The sequence below is a fragment of the Acinetobacter albensis genome (assembly GCF_900095025.1).
GTDB classification, from domain to species: domain Bacteria; phylum Pseudomonadota; class Gammaproteobacteria; order Pseudomonadales; family Moraxellaceae; genus Acinetobacter; species Acinetobacter albensis.
Map to the genome: position 1 here is coordinate 17,518 of NZ_FMBK01000014.1, position 18,990 is coordinate 36,507.

The 18,990-nt window shown below is 39.9% G+C and carries 15 protein-coding genes; 7 read left to right on the forward strand and 8 right to left on the reverse strand.

Annotation, left to right across the window (positions count from 1 at the left end):
- Positions 1 to 32: 32 nt before the first annotated feature.
- Positions 33 to 959 (reverse strand): DMT family transporter, encoded by a 927-nt coding sequence (locus GA0116959_RS11865; RefSeq protein ID WP_092720859.1) that lies wholly within the window; start codon positions 957 to 959, stop codon positions 33 to 35.
- 940 nt (positions 960 to 1,899) lie between these two features.
- Here GA0116959_RS11865 and GA0116959_RS11875 point away from each other — a divergent pair.
- From GA0116959_RS11875 to GA0116959_RS11885, 3 genes are read left to right on the forward strand one after another with little or no spacing between them, the layout of a single operon-like run.
- Entirely contained in the window at positions 1,900 to 3,027 is a 1,128-nt protein-coding gene (locus tag GA0116959_RS11875; RefSeq protein ID WP_092720860.1) for a Re/Si-specific NAD(P)(+) transhydrogenase subunit alpha, read from the forward strand.
- An 11-nt stretch (positions 3,028 to 3,038) separates the two neighbouring features.
- Positions 3,039 to 3,365: a proton-translocating transhydrogenase family protein gene (locus GA0116959_RS11880; protein ID WP_053579595.1), complete on the forward strand. Its 327-nt coding sequence runs from the start codon at positions 3,039 to 3,041 to the stop codon at positions 3,363 to 3,365.
- Positions 3,366 to 4,820 carry an NAD(P)(+) transhydrogenase (Re/Si-specific) subunit beta gene (locus GA0116959_RS11885; protein ID WP_092720861.1) on the forward strand — a complete coding sequence of 485 codons (1,455 nt, stop codon included), beginning with the start codon at positions 3,366 to 3,368 and terminating at the stop codon, positions 4,818 to 4,820.
- Positions 4,821 to 4,882: 62 nt separating this feature from the next.
- Here the strand turns inward: GA0116959_RS11885 and GA0116959_RS11890 are convergent, their stop codons facing one another.
- From GA0116959_RS11890 to GA0116959_RS11915, 6 genes are all read right to left on the reverse strand, one after another.
- Complete coding sequence (locus GA0116959_RS11890) at positions 4,883 to 5,704, reverse strand: SDR family NAD(P)-dependent oxidoreductase (RefSeq protein WP_092720862.1); 822 nt, start codon at positions 5,702 to 5,704, stop codon at positions 4,883 to 4,885.
- Positions 5,705 to 5,861: 157 nt separating this feature from the next.
- Positions 5,862 to 6,263 carry a ribosome silencing factor gene (gene rsfS, locus GA0116959_RS11895; protein ID WP_053579598.1) on the reverse strand — a complete coding sequence of 134 codons (402 nt, stop codon included), beginning with the start codon at positions 6,261 to 6,263 and terminating at the stop codon, positions 5,862 to 5,864.
- A gap of 83 nt (positions 6,264 to 6,346) precedes the next feature.
- Complete coding sequence (locus tag GA0116959_RS11900; RefSeq protein WP_092720863.1) at positions 6,347 to 7,135, reverse strand: hydroxypyruvate isomerase family protein; 789 nt, start codon at positions 7,133 to 7,135, stop codon at positions 6,347 to 6,349.
- A gap of 31 nt (positions 7,136 to 7,166) precedes the next feature.
- Positions 7,167 to 8,054, reverse strand: a complete 888-nt coding sequence (locus GA0116959_RS11905; RefSeq protein ID WP_342341713.1) for an NAD(P)-dependent oxidoreductase — start codon at positions 8,052 to 8,054, stop codon at positions 7,167 to 7,169.
- Between the two features lie 17 nt (positions 8,055 to 8,071).
- Positions 8,072 to 8,860, reverse strand: coding sequence for a crotonase/enoyl-CoA hydratase family protein (locus tag GA0116959_RS11910; protein WP_092720865.1), 789 nt, complete (start codon positions 8,858 to 8,860; stop codon positions 8,072 to 8,074).
- 117 nt (positions 8,861 to 8,977) lie between these two features.
- Entirely contained in the window at positions 8,978 to 11,788 is a 2,811-nt protein-coding gene (locus tag GA0116959_RS11915) for a GacS-like sensor histidine kinase (RefSeq protein ID WP_092720866.1), read from the reverse strand.
- Between the two features lie 425 nt (positions 11,789 to 12,213).
- Here GA0116959_RS11915 and cysM point away from each other — a divergent pair, with 425 nt between their 5' ends.
- The 4 genes from cysM to GA0116959_RS11935 are packed head-to-tail and all read left to right on the forward strand — an operon-like array spanning position 12,214 to position 17,725.
- Positions 12,214 to 13,143: a cysteine synthase CysM gene (cysM, locus tag GA0116959_RS11920; protein ID WP_092720867.1), complete on the forward strand. Its 930-nt coding sequence runs from the start codon at positions 12,214 to 12,216 to the stop codon at positions 13,141 to 13,143.
- Between the two features lie 23 nt (positions 13,144 to 13,166).
- Positions 13,167 to 13,991 carry a 3'-5' exonuclease gene (locus tag GA0116959_RS11925; protein ID WP_092720868.1) on the forward strand — a complete coding sequence of 275 codons (825 nt, stop codon included), beginning with the start codon at positions 13,167 to 13,169 and terminating at the stop codon, positions 13,989 to 13,991.
- Between the two features lie 6 nt (positions 13,992 to 13,997).
- Positions 13,998 to 15,401 (forward strand): 23S rRNA (uracil(1939)-C(5))-methyltransferase RlmD, encoded by a 1,404-nt coding sequence (rlmD, locus tag GA0116959_RS11930; RefSeq protein WP_092720869.1) that lies wholly within the window; start codon positions 13,998 to 14,000, stop codon positions 15,399 to 15,401.
- A 17-nt stretch (positions 15,402 to 15,418) separates the two neighbouring features.
- Positions 15,419 to 17,725, forward strand: a complete 2,307-nt coding sequence (locus GA0116959_RS11935; protein WP_053579606.1) for a RelA/SpoT family protein — start codon at positions 15,419 to 15,421, stop codon at positions 17,723 to 17,725.
- A 282-nt stretch (positions 17,726 to 18,007) separates the two neighbouring features.
- Here the strand turns inward: GA0116959_RS11935 and secF are convergent, their stop codons facing one another.
- A complete protein-coding gene (secF, locus tag GA0116959_RS11940) occupies positions 18,008 to 18,979 on the reverse strand; it encodes a protein translocase subunit SecF (protein WP_092720870.1) in 972 nt (323 codons plus the stop codon).
- Positions 18,980 to 18,990: the final 11 nt, after the last annotated feature.

Genomic DNA, 18,990 nt, shown 5'->3' on the forward strand with positions numbered 1-18,990 from the left:
ATGTGCTTAATACTTCGCTGACTCACTTGTTTTTAATGGGTAAGTTTCTTCTTGGAAAGCGTAATCATCATGACGCCAATAATATTCAAAGCACAGCCGAGCCATTGAATATAATTCATTTTTTCACCTAAAAAAAATGTGGCTAAAATAAGCGTGAGAATAGGCCCAATCGATGCAATCATGGCAGACTGTGAAGCACCTAAGCGTTCTATACTTTGAATTAGCAATACGGTTGGCAATACGGTAACTAAAAAACCCAACGCAACACCGTACCAAATAACAGTACTTGGAAGTTGAGTTAGAAGCAGAAAGGGCTGTGGAATTGCAATAAAATAATGCACCAGTGTTCCCATGCAGGCGATCATAAGCGCCAAACCCGTAAAGTTCCAAGAGCCAAATTTTTGAATCAATTTTGGGGTTAACAGTAAATAACCAGCAAAAGCCACGGCACTCGCAAAAACTAAACTCGCGCCCAACCAGAAATTGCCTTGATGCGGAACATTGCTTTGTTCTTGCAACATGACCAAAACAGTGCCGCCATAACTCAGGCCAATAGCTAAAAAACTTTTCCAATTTAAGCGTTGTTTATAAATGATGCTCGAAGCCAACACCGTTAAAGTGGGATATAAAAATAAAATAATGCGTTCTAAGGAAGCGCTGATATACATTAACCCAGCAAAGTCGAGCCAACTGGCAAAGTAATATCCGAGTAATCCTGCAATAATCAGTAATATCCAATCTTTTTTCTCAATCTCGCGGGCTTGACGGCGTGAAAATAAATAAATTAAGAAAAAGAAAGGCAGTGCACTGGCCATTCTTAAGGCCATTAATACTGTACCGTCGACCAAGGGAGAAAGTGCGTAGGTCTGCTTAATAAAAATAGCTTTGGTACTAAACAAAAAAGCGGCACAAACAGCAAACAATGAACCCAATTGTGTTCTTGTGAGATGAAGTTTCATTTTACCTACTTCATCAGAGTTTTTTACTCGAATGAATAAAGAGAAGAAGCGTGAATTATAAAGTTTTTAGTCGGGCAGGTGAAATGCAAAAATATGATGGTGGTAATTCCAGAATGGAATGAATCAAATTTTATTTAATCCCATAGATTCTTGAGTCAGATTTCACTGGCGAGAAAAGGTCAAAATATGGATTTAAAATTTAGATTGAAGCAATCATCAATTCTTAAACAAGCTAAAACAGCTAAACTTCAGGGAAAAGAGTATGGATAGAGCGAAGCGCACCAAAAAAAGGCATTTTTTGTTTTTTTATGCTGTTTTGTCTAAATCATCATCAACCGAAATGACCAATAAAAAAGATAATTTATTTTTTTCATAAAATAAAACATTTGGAGTTCCATTTTAGAAAATTTAAATAAAGAAGAAGACTAAAGTCACAGTCATTAAAAAATAAACCATTTGTAGCTTTGTTAATGTGAAATACTGTCTTAAATTCAAAAAAAATTGTTCATATTGACAATGTTGAAATTTGTCATTTCGGTCAATTGAGCAACAAATTATAGTAACTAACTACGAATATGCCAAGTTATCTATTTAAAAGTTAAATGCAGGTCTCCAGTGGCGGATCGGCAGAATCATCAATTTGAAGATTTAAAGGTTTTTAAAATTGTGTTATCTGCATCTTAAAATTGATCACTTATGCAACTTCTAAGTACAAATATGAAGATAATTTTTGACTTTCATTAAAGCAAAACGAATGAATGATATATCGAATGATCATATTTATGAATCATCAGTTCAAAATATAGGTATTTATTAAATAAATATTGGGTGGTAATTTACAGAGGTTCAATTAGAATCCAAAAATTCAATAAGAATGTGTCCTGCGGGAATATCGCTCATCGCGATGTTTACTTAAGAAAAATTAGCTTGAGGAAGGCTCATGCAAATCGGAATCCCAACCGAAACTGTGATCGGTGAAAGCCGTGTGGCAGTTACGCCAGAAACAGTAAAAAAGTTGATCAGTACTGGTCATACCGTTGTCATTGAACGTAGAGCAGGTGTAAAAGCCGCTTATATTGACAGTGCCTATGAACAAGCTGGTGCCAAAATTACGGATGATGCCTATACAGGCAGTCAAATTATTTTGAAAGTTCGTGCACCTCAAGGTGAGGAAATTAAAAAAATTGCAGCCAATACAGCCGTTATTGCAATGTTTGATCCTTACCGAAACACTGAACTTGACCAATTTGCTTCGAGCCAAATCTCTGCATTTGCGTTAGAACTTTTACCGCGTACACTTTCTCGTGCGCAAAATATGGACGTGTTGTCTTCTCAGGCAAATTTAGCTGGTTATAAATCAGTGCTTTTGGCTGCAGCAGAATATCAACGTATGTTCCCTATGTTGATGACAGCAGCAGGTACAGTAAAGCCTGCGCGTGTCGTCATTATGGGTGTTGGTGTTGCAGGTTTACAAGCCATTGCCACTGCAAAACGTTTAGGTGCTATTGTTGAAGCAACCGATTTACGTCCAACCGCTCGTGATCAAGTCGAGTCTTTAGGCGGTAAATGGCTTGATGTACCGATGTCGGATGAAGAAAAGCAAAAAGCTGCGGATGCCGCTAAAAACGGATATGGCTGGATGCCTGGTGAACAATACATCAAAGACCAAGCGACTATTGTAGATAAAGCGGTTTCTAATGCAGATATTGTGATTACCACTGCGCTATTACCAGGTCGTGATGCACCACGTTTAATCAAAGCTGAAACAGTCGCAAAAATGAAACCAGGCTCAATCATCCTTGATATGGCAGTTGAATCTGGTGGAAATGTCGAAGGCTCAAAATGTGGCGAAAATGTCTTTACCGATAATGGCGTGACTATTTTGGGTATTCCGAATATTCCAGCGACAGTTGCAACTGAAGCTTCGGCACTTTATGCACGTAATGTTTTTAATTTCTTAGAAACGCTTTTTGATCAAGATAAAAACTTTAGCATCAATCCTGAAGAAGAAATTCAAAAAGCATTACTGGTCACTCATGGCGGCCAAGTGCTGTTAAAGCGTGGTTAAGGAGAGAGATCATGGTTGAAACAATTACAATTTTCGTCCTTGCCATCTTCGTAGGTTACTACGTCGTTTGGGGCGTAACACCTGCTTTACATACACCGCTGATGGCTGTGACCAATGCACTGTCTTCCATTATTGTGGTGGGTGCAATGATTCAAACTGTAGGCCTGCCAGTCATTGGGATGGATGCAAACGTTGCTTTCCAAAGTGTAAATATCGTCAGTATTTTGGGTGCGATTGCTGTGTTCTTAGCCAGCATCAATATTTTTGGTGGCTTTGCTGTGACTGCACGCATGCTTGAAATGTTTAAGCCGAAGCAAAAGAAAAAAGAGGGTTCATAAATGGAATTTATTCGAGACTATGCGGATTGGTTCTACTTAGTAGGCGCCGTACTTTTTATTTTAACGCTTCGTGGTTTATCTGGTCCTAAAACAGCTATTCAAGGTAACCGTTACGGCATGATCGCGATGGCGATTGCTGTACTGACGACCTTCTTTGTTGCTGATCATCCGGTTGTCTGGATGATTGTTGGTGCGATGGTATTGGGTGGGGTAGTGGGTATTGCACGTGCGCGTACAGTGCCAATGACACAAATGCCAGAAACCGTAGCACTCATGCATTCACTGGTGGGTTTGGCTGCTGTTTTGATTGCAATTGCTGCGATTTTGCATAACAACCAATTGACAGATTTGTTCACTCAAAATGAAGCAGCTTTAACTGCGGCAGGTGTTGAACATGCGCATATGAGCAAAGTTCATTTATTTGAATTGTTTGTGGGCTGTTTCGTCGGTGCGATTACCTTTACTGCTTCTGTATTTGCCTATGGTAAATTGGCTGCAAAAAAATGGGCAAAAACAATTTCTGGTGCTTGGGTTAAACCAGTACAGGCCATTATTTTCCTTGCGATGTTAGCCACAGGGTTCATGTTCTTCTCAACAGGAAATATGCAAGCTTTCTGGGCAATGACTGCTTTGGCACTTGCATTTGGCTGGGTGTGGATTGCGCCTGTCGGTGGTGGTGATATGCCTGTTGTGGTTTCGTTGCTGAATTCATTTTCAGGTTGGGCAGCAGCAGGAATTGGTTTTACCCTTGAAAATAACATGCTGATTGTTGCAGGTTCACTGGTCGGTTCTTCTGGTGCTATTCTGTCTTACATTATGTGTAAAGCGATGAACCGTTCAATCATTAACGTTTTGTTTGGTGGTGCAATGGGCGGTACAGCAGTTGCAGCAGTAGACAATGGCGAGAAGGTACAACGTAATCATCGTTCAGGTTCAGCGGATGACGCAGGCTTCCTGATGTCAAATGCCGACAGTGTTGTGATTGTACCGGGTTATGGTATGGCACAAGGTCGTGCACAGAATGCAGTGAAAGAATTGTGTGAAATCTTGAAAGAACAAGGTGTGAAAGTTCGTTTTGCTATTCACCCAGTGGCAGGTCGTATGCCGGGTCATATGAACGTTTTGCTGGCTGAAGCAGATGTAGCGTATGAAGATATTTTAGAAATGGATGAGATCAATTCAGACTTTCCAGCAACCGATGTAGTTTTGGTGATTGGTGCAAATGACGTGGTCAATCCTGCAGCAAAAGATGATCCAACTTCACCGATTTACGGTATGCCAATTTTGGAAGCACATAGAGCACGTACGATCATGGTGATTAAGCGTTCTATGGCAACAGGTTATGCAGGTCTAGATAATGACTTGTTCTATAACGAAAAAACCATGATGGTGTTTGGTGATGCGAAGAAAGTCGTTGAAGATATGACCAAAGCCATTAATGGTTCAGGTCACTAATTTAACAGTCAATCAGAATTAAAAAAGCCACCTTTGGGTGGCTTTTTTATTTGATGGCTTTTTTAAAGAAATTTTTCAACCAGCGTCATAGATTGAGCATATAATTCACGTGCAAGTTGCTGGTTTTTGGCATGAGGCGATTTCCAGTTTGGCATATGCGCACTGACATATTCAGCATTACGATTGGCCCATTCATCTCCAATCGCCATTTGGCAAATCAGCTTTGCCGGTACAGAGGTGGGTACTAATCCGAGTTTCATCACTCCATATACAGCTTTAGGTAGGTCGCGATAAATATCAGAAGCGACACCACCAGGGTGGAGGGCATTATTGGTAATCGAACTAGCTGCCATTTGCTCTGCCAGTGCGTTACTGAACAGTAAGTTTGCCAATTTAGATTGACCATAATAGAACACAGGATTGTAAAACCCTTTAGCATGAAAAGTATGAGGTTTAATTGAACCTGCCCAATGCGCAATCGAAGCAAGATGAATAATACGAGCTTGTGGTGCTTGTCGTAAAACAGGAAGTAATTTTTGGGTCAGTAAAAAATGACCAAGATAATTCACTCCGAACTGTTGTTCAAAACCATCTTTAGTTCGTTGTTTAGTTTTGGAAAATACCCCCGCATTATTGATCAAAACATCGAGTACACCATAACGATCAGCAATTTCATCTGCCGCTTTCTGAGTCGATACAAGGCTATTTAAATCAAGTGAAACGATATCGACTTGTCCCTGATTGAGTGAGCGTAATTTTTTCTGTGCATCTTGCGCTTTTTGTAGGTTTCGACAGGCTAAAATGACATGTTGCCCTTGTTTAACCAGTTGCTCTGCGCTAGCAAAGCCGATACCTGTATTGGCACCCGTAATGAGTATTTTCATGCACGATTTCCCGTTATTTTATTTTTAAGGTGTATTGTTTTAATCGAAAATATAATGCTTGAGTTTTAATTATTTGTCATTGCAATTCATTGAATATTTGTAGGTTTATAACACATAAAAAAGCGACCTGATTCGGTCGCTTTTTTATTGGATCATTTTAAGCTGTCGCTTCTGGCGTTGTACGCCATAAGCTTTCAAGGTCGTAAAATTTACGTGCAGCTGGCAGCATAACGTGAACGACCACAAAACCGAGATCAATTAAGATCCATTCTGCATCACTTTCACCTTCAACACCGATAGGGCGAAAACCTGCTTTACGTGCTTCTTCAGCAACATTATTCGCAAGGGCTTTAAGATGACGGGTCGATGTACCGCTAGCAATAACCATGACATCTGCCACGTTGCTAATTGCGCTAACATCTAATTCAAGGATATCTTTTGCTTTTACATCTAATAAGGCTTCATGTACAACTTTTAAGCAAGCTTGTACATCTTGAGCTTGAGAATTCATTGTGAGATCGAGAGAATTAGAAGCGCTGGGCGATGGTTCTAAATTCATAAAGGGTTTTATTTCCGGACTATTACTCATCGTGTAATATAGCGGTTTTGGAGCAGAATTTCAATTCTGTACACAATTTAACTTTACGGATGTTTTGCAAAATATTTATCTTTCCAAGCAAAAGAATCTTGGGAAGTGACCTGCGGTCGATACTCCGCAGCGACATAACCTGTGTACGCACTTTGATCAAGCCATTGAAAAATTTCAGTATAAGCAATTTTTGCTGTATCAGGCTCATGTCGTCCTGGACAGTCTGCAAATTGAATATGTCCAATATTCTGAATATTTTCTTTTAATGTTTCTAAAATATTTTCATCCATCATCGCCATGTGATAGCAATCATATTGCATCTTTAGGGCGGGATGTTGAACAGCTTCAAGCATTTCTTGTGCCTGAGCAATATTCTGGACTAAAAAACGTGGCATATCTGTGCCATTAATCATTTCAAAAACGGGTTGAATTTGATGGTCAGACAACATAGAACAAGCCAGTTTTAAATTTGTAGCCAAGGTCTTTAAACAAGGTAGAAGGTCGCAGTCAAGTGGTTGCTTCCCTGCGAGGATGTTAACACTGGGCACATTTAAAGCTTTAGCATATAAAATGGCTTTTTCTACCCCACGATGAAACTCAAGTTCCATTCCCGGTATACCTGCAAGTCCATTTCCACCTTGCATTAAATCGCCAGCAGGAACATTGATCAGGCAAAGCTCAAGATTATGTAAGCTCAGTTGGGTTTGAATTTGTTCGATACTCAGTTCATAAGGAAATTGAATTTCAACAGATTGAAAACCGTGTGCCCGTGCCTGTGCAAAACGTTCAATCAGCGGCATTTCAGTAAAAATCATCGATAAATTAACCGCTAATTTCATCATCATTTATTCCTTTGCTTCAAATTGATGTGAATTAAGATTCAACCATCTGAATCACTGTGGCAAGATCCGCTTCAGCATAGCCTTTATTTTGGTGGGCTTTCAATTGTAAAAGTGCTTGTTTTGCGACAGGAATATTTAACTTAAAGTGCTCAGCCAGTTGTACCGCATTATTTAAGTCTTTAGATAAGGTTTGTACCTTCCACTGTACAGGTTCAAAAGTGTGGCTTGCCATGCGTGGGGCTAAAATTTGAAAAGGTTTAGAGTCAGCAAAACCTCCAGCAAGTGCAGGCGCGAGAAGCTTGGTATCAACACCTGCTTGTGCAGCAAGTGCAACAGCCTCAGCAATTAAAGTGCTATTTGCGGCAACAATCAATTGATTACAAATTTTGGTGGCTTGGCCCGTGCCTGTTTCACCCATTCGGGTGACACGTTGTGAAAGTACATTATAAATCAGCGATAAATTTTGGATGGTTTGCAGATCACCGCCTGCAAATATCACCAAAGTGCCTTGTTCAGCCCCCACTATTCCACCTGAAACGGGGGAGTCAATCCATTTGACCTGACGAACTTGTGCTTGAGAGGCTAATTTTTGGGTTTGTGACACAGAGAGACTCGAAAAATCTACAAGCACTTGATCAGGTTGGAGTTGATCTTGAATATGTTCATAAACGGTTTGTACCGCACTATCATCCGCAAGACAAGTCAAAATAACAGGGTAGGCTGCAATCTCTTGCAAGTTTAGAAGTGTAGCCCCTATATCCACCAGTATGTCGCAGCTTGACAGGGTTCGGTTCCAGACAGCGACTTCAAAACCTGCCTGAATCAAACGGGCAGCCATGCGGCTTCCCATGAGGCCCATACCTAAAAATGCAATTTTTGTATTACGGTCAAAAGTCATGTATTTTTTCTCTGGATGAATCCAATTCTCTGGTTATTTTACTTATATTGGCGGGGTAAAAATTGAACCTCTGGTTTTTTGTCTTTTTGACGCGCTAACTTACTATTTTTACCCAAAAGTAATTTAAGTTGCCAGATTTTTTCTAAGCGTAACGATTTTTTCGGTGCATGCTGCATGGCATCAAGAACGCGTTTGGCTGCAATCAGCGCATCTGGAGAGCGTTGTTGCATTTCTTCTGCAAGCAGTTGGGCGCTGTGCATCGGTGATTCATCTAAATGTGTTACTAAACCAATTTCTTTGGCATATTTGGCATCGAAAATACGTCCTGTTAGTGTAAGCTCTTTGGCAAGGTCAAGACTAATAATGCCTTTAATCGAGCGAGTCAGTCCCATATCTGGAACCAATCCCCAACGACTTTCCATAATTGACATTTTGGTGTCAGGATGAGCAATACGAATATCTGCAGCTAATGCCAATTGCATGCCTGCGCCTAAACAATAACCTTCAATCGCTGCAATAACAGGAACAGGTAAGTCTTGCCAAATTAAAAATGCTTTTTGAAATAAGCTTTGTCCCGGTTTAATCAGTTCCCATGCCGCATACACCGTATTTTTAGGTGCATTTAAATCCGCAAGATCAATCCCTGCACTAAAGACATCTGCTTCACCCGTTAAAATGACACAACGAATAGAGCGATCTTTTTTAATCTGATTGGCTGCACAAACCAGTTCACGTAACAGTGCAAAACTCATGGCATTGCGTTTTTCGGGACGGTTTAAAAAAACTGTTGCAATTCCATTGTTTTTTTCTATACGCAGTAATGTCATTGGATTGACCTATATTTTTCTATGGCTTTGAGCATAACAGAGTCATTGAATCGATTCATGACAGATGAGTCACATCTAAAAAGTGGATATGCTTCACCTCTTTCGGTTCTCAGTCGATTATATATTTTGTTTATTCAAAACTTGTTGTGCTGCCTGTTCAAATTGTTGCATCACGGATTGCAATTCATCAAAGCGTTTTAAGGTTTCTTGAATGAAACTTTCATCTGCTTTACGCCGTTCTTTGCGTAAAGAGGAAACAAATTGTTCAAATCCGCCTGTAACTTGTTGCAAATTTGGAGCGCCGACGTAACGCGTTGCACCATACAAACGGTGTAAAACATGCTCTAATTGAGGAAAGTCTTCCATTTCAATTAATTGCTTCATTTCATTCAATTCGGTTGTAAAACTGTCCACCAGCATATTGAGTAAGTCGACAGCCAAATCTTCTTTATTGGCCGCAAGCTGTAAGCTTTGTTGCCAGTTTAAAATTTCTGGATCGAGGGCTTCAATGAGAATAACTTTCTCGACACTTTTGGTTTTTTTGAAATTTTCTGAGGTCCATTGAGTCAAAATTTGAATGATCTGTTCCATCTGGATAGGCTTGGTTACATAATCATCCATCCCCACTTGTAATAACTTTTGTTTTTCATCCGCCAAGGCATGTGCGGTCAAGGCAATAATGGGTAAGCGTTTATGATTTTCTAAAGTTGATTCTAACGAGCGTATAGCACGTGTCGTATCAATACCGGACATCACGGGCATTTGAATATCCATAAATACCACGTCAAATGCAGCCAAATTTTGGTCGATTCTATTTTGAATAATGTCTAGCGCTTGTTGACCGCTCAATGCTTTGGTGGTTTTAACATTCAATTCACCTAACAGTGCTTCTAAAACAATCAGGTTAGGCAGATGATCATCCACAGCCAAAATATGGAGTCCTTGTCCATTAAATTCTTGATGAACCTCATGATCGAAAATCGGCTGATTACTTAACAGCTGCATCAATGCACTACGACTGAGAGGTTGATAGAGAGGACGAGCCCGATACGCATTCAACATGTCAGGATCTAGTGACATCTGATAGCCATAGACTGCAATATTGCCCGTATAGCGGTTACGAATCTCTTTGAGTAAAGCTTCCCCATCACCACTGTGATCAACAATCAACCAAGTATTTTCATCACAGTTTGAAAGTTGATTGAGTTGACTGAATAAATCTAGGATAGAACTGGTTTCAATGTGATCAACTGCATAATTTTCAAGATAATGACGCAGAATGTTGGCGGTTGCAGGATGTGCCAAATAAGACACAACTTTCATCGTATTAAAGCGAGGATGAATGGTTTCAATTTCATCATCTACGCTAAACATTGCAGTAAACCAGAAGGTAGAGCCTTTTTCCGTGGGTGCGCGTTCTTGGTTATCTTCAAAACCAATTTGACCTTGCATCAGATGAACCAATTGTTTGGAAATGGCCAAGCCCAAACCGGTTCCGCCAAATTGACGAGTGACTGAAGCATCCCCTTGTGAAAATGATTCAAATAATTTTTTACGATCTGTTCCACTTAAGCCGATGCCGCTGTCTTGGACACTAAAGTGCAATAAACATTGTCCAATATCGTCGTGTTCCATGCGAGCCCGGACGATAATCTCTCCATCGGGAGTAAATTTAATGGCATTGGAAGTTAAGTTGGTTAGGATTTGTTTAAAACGTAAAGCATCGCCCACGACCTGAGTCGGAATATTATCGGCATAGTAAAATGCCATATCGATGTGTTTTTGCGCAGCCAGAGGCGAGAGCATATCCATCACATCAAAAATCGCTTCTTCTAGGTCAAACGGAGCGGTATCGAGTTCCAATTTGCCTGCATCAATTTTTGAAAAATCCAGTACGTCATTAATCAGCGCTAAAAGATGTGCGGATGATTTACGGATAGTTTGCAAATATAAATTTTGTTCATTACTCAGATTACCCTGACGCAGCAATAAATGAATAAATCCATCAATACTATTTAACGGAGTACGTAATTCATGACTGATATTGGCCAAAAAAACTGATTTGGACTGATTTGCTGAAATAGCTTGGTCGCGTGCTTGGCGATAGGTAATATTTTGAACTTCTAAAGTATCTAAGGTTCGACGTAAATCATCTTCTGTTTGTTCGGTGTGTTCTTTTAATTCTAAAAAACTAAAATGCAAACGTTTCACGACATTGGCAATATCACGTTGTAATAAACGCAATTCACCTGTGCTGTTAATGACCATATGCTGATCGAGTGTATCGGCACTTAAGCGCTGTAATTGCATACGAATTTCGTACATGGGTGCAATCCAGCGACGTGAATAAAAATTCAAACACAGTAAAAGTAATAATAAAGTAAGTAGGCCCGTGGTGATCAACACAATCATGACCCGATAATGAGCAATTTGTAAGGGTTGATTATCCAGCTCAATGATCAGTCTGGCAGGACTTTGCGAATTTTCATTAATTCTTAAGGCATAAATATTGTTTTGATGATAGGTAATGGGTCCTGTAAAAGCATTTTTGTCCTCAATTGCGGGCCATGATTCTTGATCCTGAAACCCGATACTTAAGCGCGTTCGACCTTTTTGATCAATAATCGCTGCACGGACTAAATGTTTTTCATTCAACATACTCTGCATTGCATTGCGAGCTTGATCATATTGCCAAGGATAACGATCCAGTAAATCTAGAGCTGCTTCAGAGGTAAGTTGATAGCGGGTCATAATGGCAATCGCCATTTGTTTTTGTTGAGCGCGTGAAGCATTTGAAGTTTCTGATAAAACCAGCAAGGCACCAACGCATGCCAAAACCATAATCGGCACAAAAATCAATGCAATCAATTGTCCATAAGCATGATTTAAGTGAAGACGTTTAAATAATTTTTTATTGATATTTGACATGGTTAAGCAGTTTATTTCCTGTGCAATGCAGTTTAGCATGCTTTAAACAGCCTGTTAAAAATTCATGGAATAATTGACTGCCTGAGTTAATTCTAACTTTAAAATCAAAGTCATAAACAGTGAATAACCAAGTGTAATTGACCAAAAATATTTCAAGGACTCCGAGTTTTAGTCAAGCATTTTTAAATGACTATAAATTGTTTGAGCATCACCACAGATCAAGTATTTTAATATTTTGATGTTTATCATTAATCTTGAAGATCTGATAAAAATAAATTTTCTTACTTTATGGTGAAATTGGATGGCGTGCTAGAAACGGCAAAAATCGTTTGTAATTTCAACAGTTTTAATAAAAAGACTGCTAAATGGGTGCAGCACAGTACATTTTTTCATACAATAGCCGCACCTCGATATAGGTACACACCATGATGAAGCCGATTCCTAATTTTCAAGCAGACGAATTTTTGTTAGACCACTATGTCGGAAATACTCCGTTGGTGCGTTTACAGCGTCTGGCCAGTCACACTCAAGCAACGGTATTGGCCAAACTTGAAGGAAATAATCCAGCTGGTTCGGTCAAGGATCGCCCAGCCTACAATATGATTATGCAGGCTGAAAAGCGCGGTCAAATTACACCTGGTGATACCTTAATTGAAGCAACCAGTGGAAACACAGGTATTGCCTTGGCCATGGTTGCAGCGATGCGCGGTTATAAAATGACGCTCATCATGCCCGACAATATGAGCCAAGAACGCAAAGATGCTATGCAGGCTTATGGTGCGACTTTAATTGAAGTGACTAAAGCACAAGGCATGGAAGGTGCACGTGATTTAGCGTTGCAAATGGAAAAAGACGGCAAGGGTTTTGTGCTAAATCAATTTGGTAACCCTGACAATGTTGAGGCGCATTACCTCACGACGGGGCCAGAAATTTGGCAACAAACTGGCGGAAAAATCACGCATTTTGTTAGTTCGATGGGCACGACTGGCACGATTATGGGCGTGTCAAAATATTTAAAAGAACAGAATCCTGCGATTCAAATTGTGGGTTTACAACCTGAAGATGGGGCAAGCATTGCAGGTATTCGTCGCTGGCCTGAGGCGTATTTACCGACCATTTTTGATCGTCGCCGTGTTGATTTGGTGATTGATATTCCACAAATTGCCGCAGAAAAAACCATGCGTAAACTTGCACAACAAGAAGGTATCAGCGCAGGTACATCTTCTGGAGGCGCAGTGTGGGCAGCGATTCAATTGGCGCAAGAAAATCCTGAAGCTGTTATTGTGTGTATTATCTGTGATCGAGGAGACCGTTACTTGTCTACGGGTTTATTCTCGGTGCAAGATTCCGAATAACACTGGCATTTTTGTGAGTAGATATGCGCTTACCTGTTTTAGTTTTCGATATTGAAACCCTGACCGATTTAAAATCGGGAGCGCATTTATTTGGTTTAGATTTGCCAGAGGCAGATTTGGCGCAAGCGTTGATGAAATTACGTCGTCAAGAATCGGGGACAGATTTTCAGCGTTTGGCTTTACATGAAATTGTCTGTATTTCTGGTTTCTGGATCGATGAACAAGGCAGTATGAAAATATTTTCATTTAGCCGAGAGCAACATAGTGAATCTGAAATTTTGATCAAATTTCTTTCTATTTTTGATAAGCGCAATCCTACACTGGTGAGTTGGAATGGTTCGCAATTTGATTTGCCCGTCATTTTATTTCGTGCCATGTATCATGGTTTATCTGCACCAAGTTTGTTCGATCAGGGCGAAATAGATCAGCAAAAGCGCTATAATAACTATCAGAATCGTTATCATCATCGACATGTCGATTTAATGGACATCATGGCGATGTTTAATGGTCGCCATTTTCAGAAATTAGATGATGTTGCGCATTTACTCGGTTATCCAGGTAAACGCGGTGATGGTGCTTATCATGTCCCCGAATATGTGCATCAGCAAGAATGGCAAAAATTGACCAGTTATTGCGAAGCTGATGTATTAAATACTTGGTTGGTATATTTGCGGTGGTTATTGTTAAAAGGTCAGCTTTTACTCAATGATTACCGTGATTTGGTTCAACAGACCATTCAATTTTTATCTACTCAAGCTCAACATGCAGATTTTTTAGCTATTTGGCGTGACACATCGCAGCGAACTGAATTTACAGCCGTTGATTTTATTTCTTTTCCTACACATTAGGTATTCATGAAACAGAGAAGCAAGCCACGTCCAACTCAACATCCTATTTATACTTTTAAAGTTGAGTCACTTTCCCATGAAGGACGAGGAATTGCACACTACGGTACACATCCTGATCATCCCAGTGAGAAGCAGGGTAAAAAGGTATTTATCCGCTACGCTTTGCCAGGCGAAACCGTAAAAGCGCAAATTACCCATGTGGCAAAACGTTTAGAAGAAGCAGATTATCTTGAGTTGTTAAGTGAACCTGCTGCTATTCGTATTCAACCTGAGTGCCCACACTTTACAGTGTGTGGGGGCTGTAATATGCAACATATTCAACAGGATGAACAAATTAGACTTAAACAAGATGTCTTGAAGTCACATCTGCAACATTTTGCAGGTATTCAGCCTGAACAGTGGTTAGCGCCTTTACGTTCAGAACGTCAGGACTACCGTCGTAAAGCCCGAATTGGGGTACGTTATTTTCCCGCCCAAAATAAATTAATCGTGGGCTTTCGTGAAAATCAAAGCAATAAATTGACTTCAATAGATCGCTGTATGATCTTGGATCAGCAGTTTTGTTCTATTACGGCACTTAGGCAGTTACTCGAAAGTCTAAAAGCCAAAAGCAGCATTGGTCATATAGAATTAGCAATGGGTGATAATGATATTGCACTGGTGGTGCGCCATCTGGACAAATTGTCACCAGACGATGTCAACCAATTGAAACAATTTGCGTTAAGTAAACAATGGCAACTGTATTTGCAACCTACAGGTAGCGATAGTTTACATCGTGTGGATGATCCTCATGCTGCAATGCGTTTACATTATCGGTTGGATGAATTTAATTTAAATTTTGCTTTTAATCCACTCGACTTTACTCAAGTGAATTCGACGGTTAATCCACAAATGGTCAAACTGGCATGTGATTTGCTTCAACTGCAAGCAGGAGAACGTGTTCTCGATTTGTTTTGTGGATTGGGGAATTTTTCGTTACCACTTGCACGTTGTGTGGGTCCGACCGGTGAAGTGATTGCGGTTGAAGGAAGTGAGGAAATGGTACAACGCGGTCAAGAAAATGCAAAAAGCAATCATATTGATCATGTCCATTTCTATTCACAAGATTTAACAAAAGATTGTTCGCATCATTCTTGGGCAAATCAAGGATTTGATGCATTATTAATTGATCCTCCGCGCTCAGGTGCAGAAGAAATAATGCTTTATGTACCGAAATTTGGTGCAAAAAGAATCGTTTATGTGTCATGTAATCCTGCAACATTGGCAAGGGATGCTGGTGTATTGGTGAAACAAGGTTATCGATTAAAAAAAGCTGGGGTAATGGACATGTTTACTCACACTGGACATGTCGAATCTATTGCCTTATTTGAAAAAGACAATCAAATAAACGATTTAGAATATGATAAGTAATGAGGTAGGAGAAGGGTATGGTCACAGTACGTGAACAACTTCCAGGACGACTCAATGAGTTGTCTGAGGAAGCGACTGTAGAGCATGCCGAACAAGCTCGACAAGATTTGACGCAATGGTTAGATCGTGTACGTGGCATATTAGATGACGCAGCCCTTAAACAACTCGAAGAAGTTGCGCATTTGACGTTACACAAAGAGTTACAGTCGAGGCTAAACCACCGTTCAAATACTTTTTATACCGGTATTGAAATGGCGGATATTTTGGCCCATCTGCATGTTGACGAAGATACTTTATCCGCTGCGATGCTATATCGTAGTGTGCGTGAAGGTGTGATGACCCTTGAAGAGGTGCGGAATCATTTTGGAGAGCAAGTTCATAGTTTAGTCCAAGGCACACTGGCTATGGGTAAACTTTCAGAACTGATTGAGAAAAACAAACGTCTAGAAGATCATTTCAATAATAATCAGAGAGAACATTTGAACGGCATTTATAAAATGCTGATTTCTGTCACGGAAGATGTTCGGGTAGTATTGATTAAACTTGCGGAACGGACGTATGCATTACGTGAACTGGCCAATTCTTCTAAAGAACGTCAGGAACGGGTAGCACGCGAAATTCTCACGATTTACTCACCATTAGCACATCGTTTGGGAATTGCCCAGTTAAAATGGGAACTTGAAGATTTAGCTTTTCGTTATTTAGCGCCTGAGCGTTATAAAGAAATTGCCTCTCTTTTGAATGAAAAACGTTTAGAGCGCGAACAATATATTCAGTTTGTAATTGATAAGCTCAAAAAAGAACTGGCAAACTATGATATCGAAGCTGAAATTAATGGCCGAGTAAAACACATTTATTCGATTTATCGAAAAATGAAAAGTAAAGATCTGAGTTTTGATCAGCTTTATGATATTCGTGCTGTGCGTGTTTTGGTTAAAAATGTGCCTGAATGTTACCACTCACTGGGTATCGTACATCAAATTTGGCGGCATATTCCGCATCAATTTGATGATTATATTACTAATCCTAAACCCAATGGATACCGCTCATTACATACAGCTGTGATTGCAGAAAATAAATCGCTTGAGGTACAAATTCGTACTAAGGCGATGCATGAAGAAGCAGAGTTGGGTGTTTGTTCACATTTCAATTATAAAGAAGGCGGAAAAAATACCGACCATTCTTTTAATCATCGTTTGCATTCTTTACGTGCGGTTTTAGAACATTACCAAGAACGTAATGATGCTAGTGCACATAAATCAGATTCTGAAGAGGAAAGTTTTGAGCAAATTCAGGACTTGGAAGGTTTTGAAAAAATTTATGTGTTTAGCCGTGATGGAGATATTAAAGAATTACCGCGTGGTTCGACCGTTTTAGATTTTGCCTACCATGTACACACTGAAGTAGGGAATAAGTGTTATGCGGCACGTGTCAATCAGCGTTATGTGCCTTTAACCTATACGCTCAAAACTGGCGAACAAATTGAAATTTTAACCAAAAAAGATCGTGAACCAAATCGAGATTGGCTGGTTAATTCGCTCGGTTACATCAAAACCTCGCGTGCACGTGACAAACTGCGTCACTGGTTTAGACAGCAAGATCGCAGTAAAAATTTGGAAGTTGGACGTGATATTCTCAACAAAGAACTTTTACGTTTGGCTATTCATCCAAAAAGCATTGATTTAAATGATTATTGCAATCATTTTAATGTCAAATTGGGTGAAGATATTCTGATTGGATTGGTCAATGGAGACTTAAGTCTGCATTCATTGATTAATCAAGTCAATCGACATATGCACTTGGGGCAAGATGAGCCCGAACTGGTACTTAAACCGACATTAAATCCACGTGCCAGTCATACTTTGTCTGCGCATGGCATTTTGATTGATGGTTTAGATAATGTGGAATTGCATGTGGCTCAATGTTGCCAACCTGTACATGGTGAATCGATTGGTGGATATATCACTTTAAATCGTGGCGTGAGTATTCATCAAGTTGTTTGTCCTGACTATGTGCGTATGATTTCTCAGGAGCCTGAACGTGCAGTTGAAGCTGACTGGGAAATGCAGCCAACACGTGGTCAGAGTGTACAGATTGTGGTAGAAGCGTATGATCGTCGTGGATTGCTTAAAGATTTAACGCAAGTGATTTTTTCTGATCAAATCAATATTCGTCAAGTAAATACCATTTCTGAGTCCGATGGAATTGCGAATATGAAGCTTTTGATTGAAGTCAAAGGTCTGGCACAATTGTCACGCTTATTGGCGCGTTTAGAGCAGCAACCAGGAATTATCAGTGCACGTCGAGTGGTGCAGGGCAATTAAGCTATAGATGAAGTGCAGATGAGAAAATTGCTATAAAGTTTTATTTTTTCATCGTGTGAAATGAATGGAAAAGGTCTCACTTGAACGTGGGACTTTTTTTATTCCTTAGATTTTAGTTTGTGTTCATATGACTATTTTTATACTACAGGATAGAGATAAGATTTTTAGTCGAATTTAAAAGAAAGAGGCTCAAAAAATAAACCCCTTCAAATGAAGGGATTTATTTGCTTATCTGATGATTAAATATTCAACCATCAATTTAGGCGTAGCTGTCCAAGATTTTCATCTCGGAATTTCTTCTTCCTCTTCAAACTCAGGTTTAACCTGAACAATGAAGTCTTGACGATTTAGCCCGCGCCATAAGGCAAAAGCAGTACCAATATAAATAGAAGAATAGGTACCTACAAATATCCCGACAAACATTGCCACCGAGAACCATTTCAAACCATCACCGCCCAAAAGCATCATTGCAACAACCACCAGCATTAATGTCATAGAGGTGTGGATGGTACGACGGAGCGTTTCGGTTAAAGCGATATTAATAATTTCAACAGGCTCTGCACCACGAATTTTTCGGAAGTTTTCACGGATACGATCCGATACCACAATATTATCGTTCAGTGAAAAACCAATCAGGGCAAGAATAGCGGCAAGAACCGTTAAGTCGAATGGCCATTGCATCATCGCAAAAATACCCACTGCGACAATAATGTCATGGAATAATGAAAGTACTGCTCCCATCGCGAGTTTAAATTCAAAACGGATGGTGACGTAAATCAACATTAAAATGAGGGCCAAAGTGACCGCACCTGCCGAGCGAACATAGAGTTCATTACCCACCTGACCACCGACCGAGTCAACTTTATGGACTTGGGCTGGGTTATTCGGTAATTGAGCGGCTTTGGTAATAGCATTACTCAAATCTTCCACTTCAATATCTTGAACTGGCATACGCACTAAAAGGTCTTTATTACTTCCTAACGTTTGAACAACGGCATCTTTAAAACCAGCTTGATCTAAGGCTTTAACCACATCAGTTTGACTAGCCGCTTGTGCATAATTCAGCTCGGCAGAAACACCACCCGTAAAGTCTAAACCGAGGTTAAGCCCTTTGGTGGTGATAAAAAAGATACTGGCAATGGTCAAAATGATGGAGAAAATTGCTGCAGGTTTAGCAATTTTCATAAACGGAATGACCCGTTCATCATCTGGACGACCGTATTTTCTAGAATCGGGTTGAGTCATATCAGTCATTGTCGATCTCC

What these genes read in the sequence shown, in the direction of transcription:
- GA0116959_RS11885 (WP_092720861.1), top strand. Translation starts at nt 3,366, where the DNA reads ATGGAATTTATTCGAGACTATGCGGATTGGTTCTACTTAGTAGGCGCC.
- GA0116959_RS11880 (WP_053579595.1), top strand. Translation starts at nt 3,039, where the DNA reads ATGGTTGAAACAATTACAATTTTCGTCCTTGCCATCTTCGTAGGTTAC.
- GA0116959_RS11915 (WP_092720866.1), bottom strand. Translation starts at nt 11,788, where the DNA reads ATGTCAAATATCAATAAAAAATTATTTAAACGTCTTCACTTAAATCAT.
- GA0116959_RS11935 (WP_053579606.1), top strand. Translation starts at nt 15,419, where the DNA reads ATGGTCACAGTACGTGAACAACTTCCAGGACGACTCAATGAGTTGTCT.
- GA0116959_RS11875 (WP_092720860.1), top strand. Translation starts at nt 1,900, where the DNA reads ATGCAAATCGGAATCCCAACCGAAACTGTGATCGGTGAAAGCCGTGTG.
- secF (WP_092720870.1), bottom strand. Translation starts at nt 18,979, where the DNA reads ATGACTGATATGACTCAACCCGATTCTAGAAAATACGGTCGTCCAGAT.
- rlmD (WP_092720869.1), top strand. Translation starts at nt 13,998, where the DNA reads ATGAAACAGAGAAGCAAGCCACGTCCAACTCAACATCCTATTTATACT.
- GA0116959_RS11865 (WP_092720859.1), bottom strand. Translation starts at nt 959, where the DNA reads ATGAAACTTCATCTCACAAGAACACAATTGGGTTCATTGTTTGCTGTT.
- GA0116959_RS11910 (WP_092720865.1), bottom strand. Translation starts at nt 8,860, where the DNA reads ATGACATTACTGCGTATAGAAAAAAACAATGGAATTGCAACAGTTTTT.
- rsfS (WP_053579598.1), bottom strand. Translation starts at nt 6,263, where the DNA reads ATGAATTTAGAACCATCGCCCAGCGCTTCTAATTCTCTCGATCTCACA.
- cysM (WP_092720867.1), top strand. Translation starts at nt 12,214, where the DNA reads ATGATGAAGCCGATTCCTAATTTTCAAGCAGACGAATTTTTGTTAGAC.
- GA0116959_RS11890 (WP_092720862.1), bottom strand. Translation starts at nt 5,704, where the DNA reads ATGAAAATACTCATTACGGGTGCCAATACAGGTATCGGCTTTGCTAGC.
- GA0116959_RS11925 (WP_092720868.1), top strand. Translation starts at nt 13,167, where the DNA reads ATGCGCTTACCTGTTTTAGTTTTCGATATTGAAACCCTGACCGATTTA.
- GA0116959_RS11900 (WP_092720863.1), bottom strand. Translation starts at nt 7,135, where the DNA reads ATGATGAAATTAGCGGTTAATTTATCGATGATTTTTACTGAAATGCCG.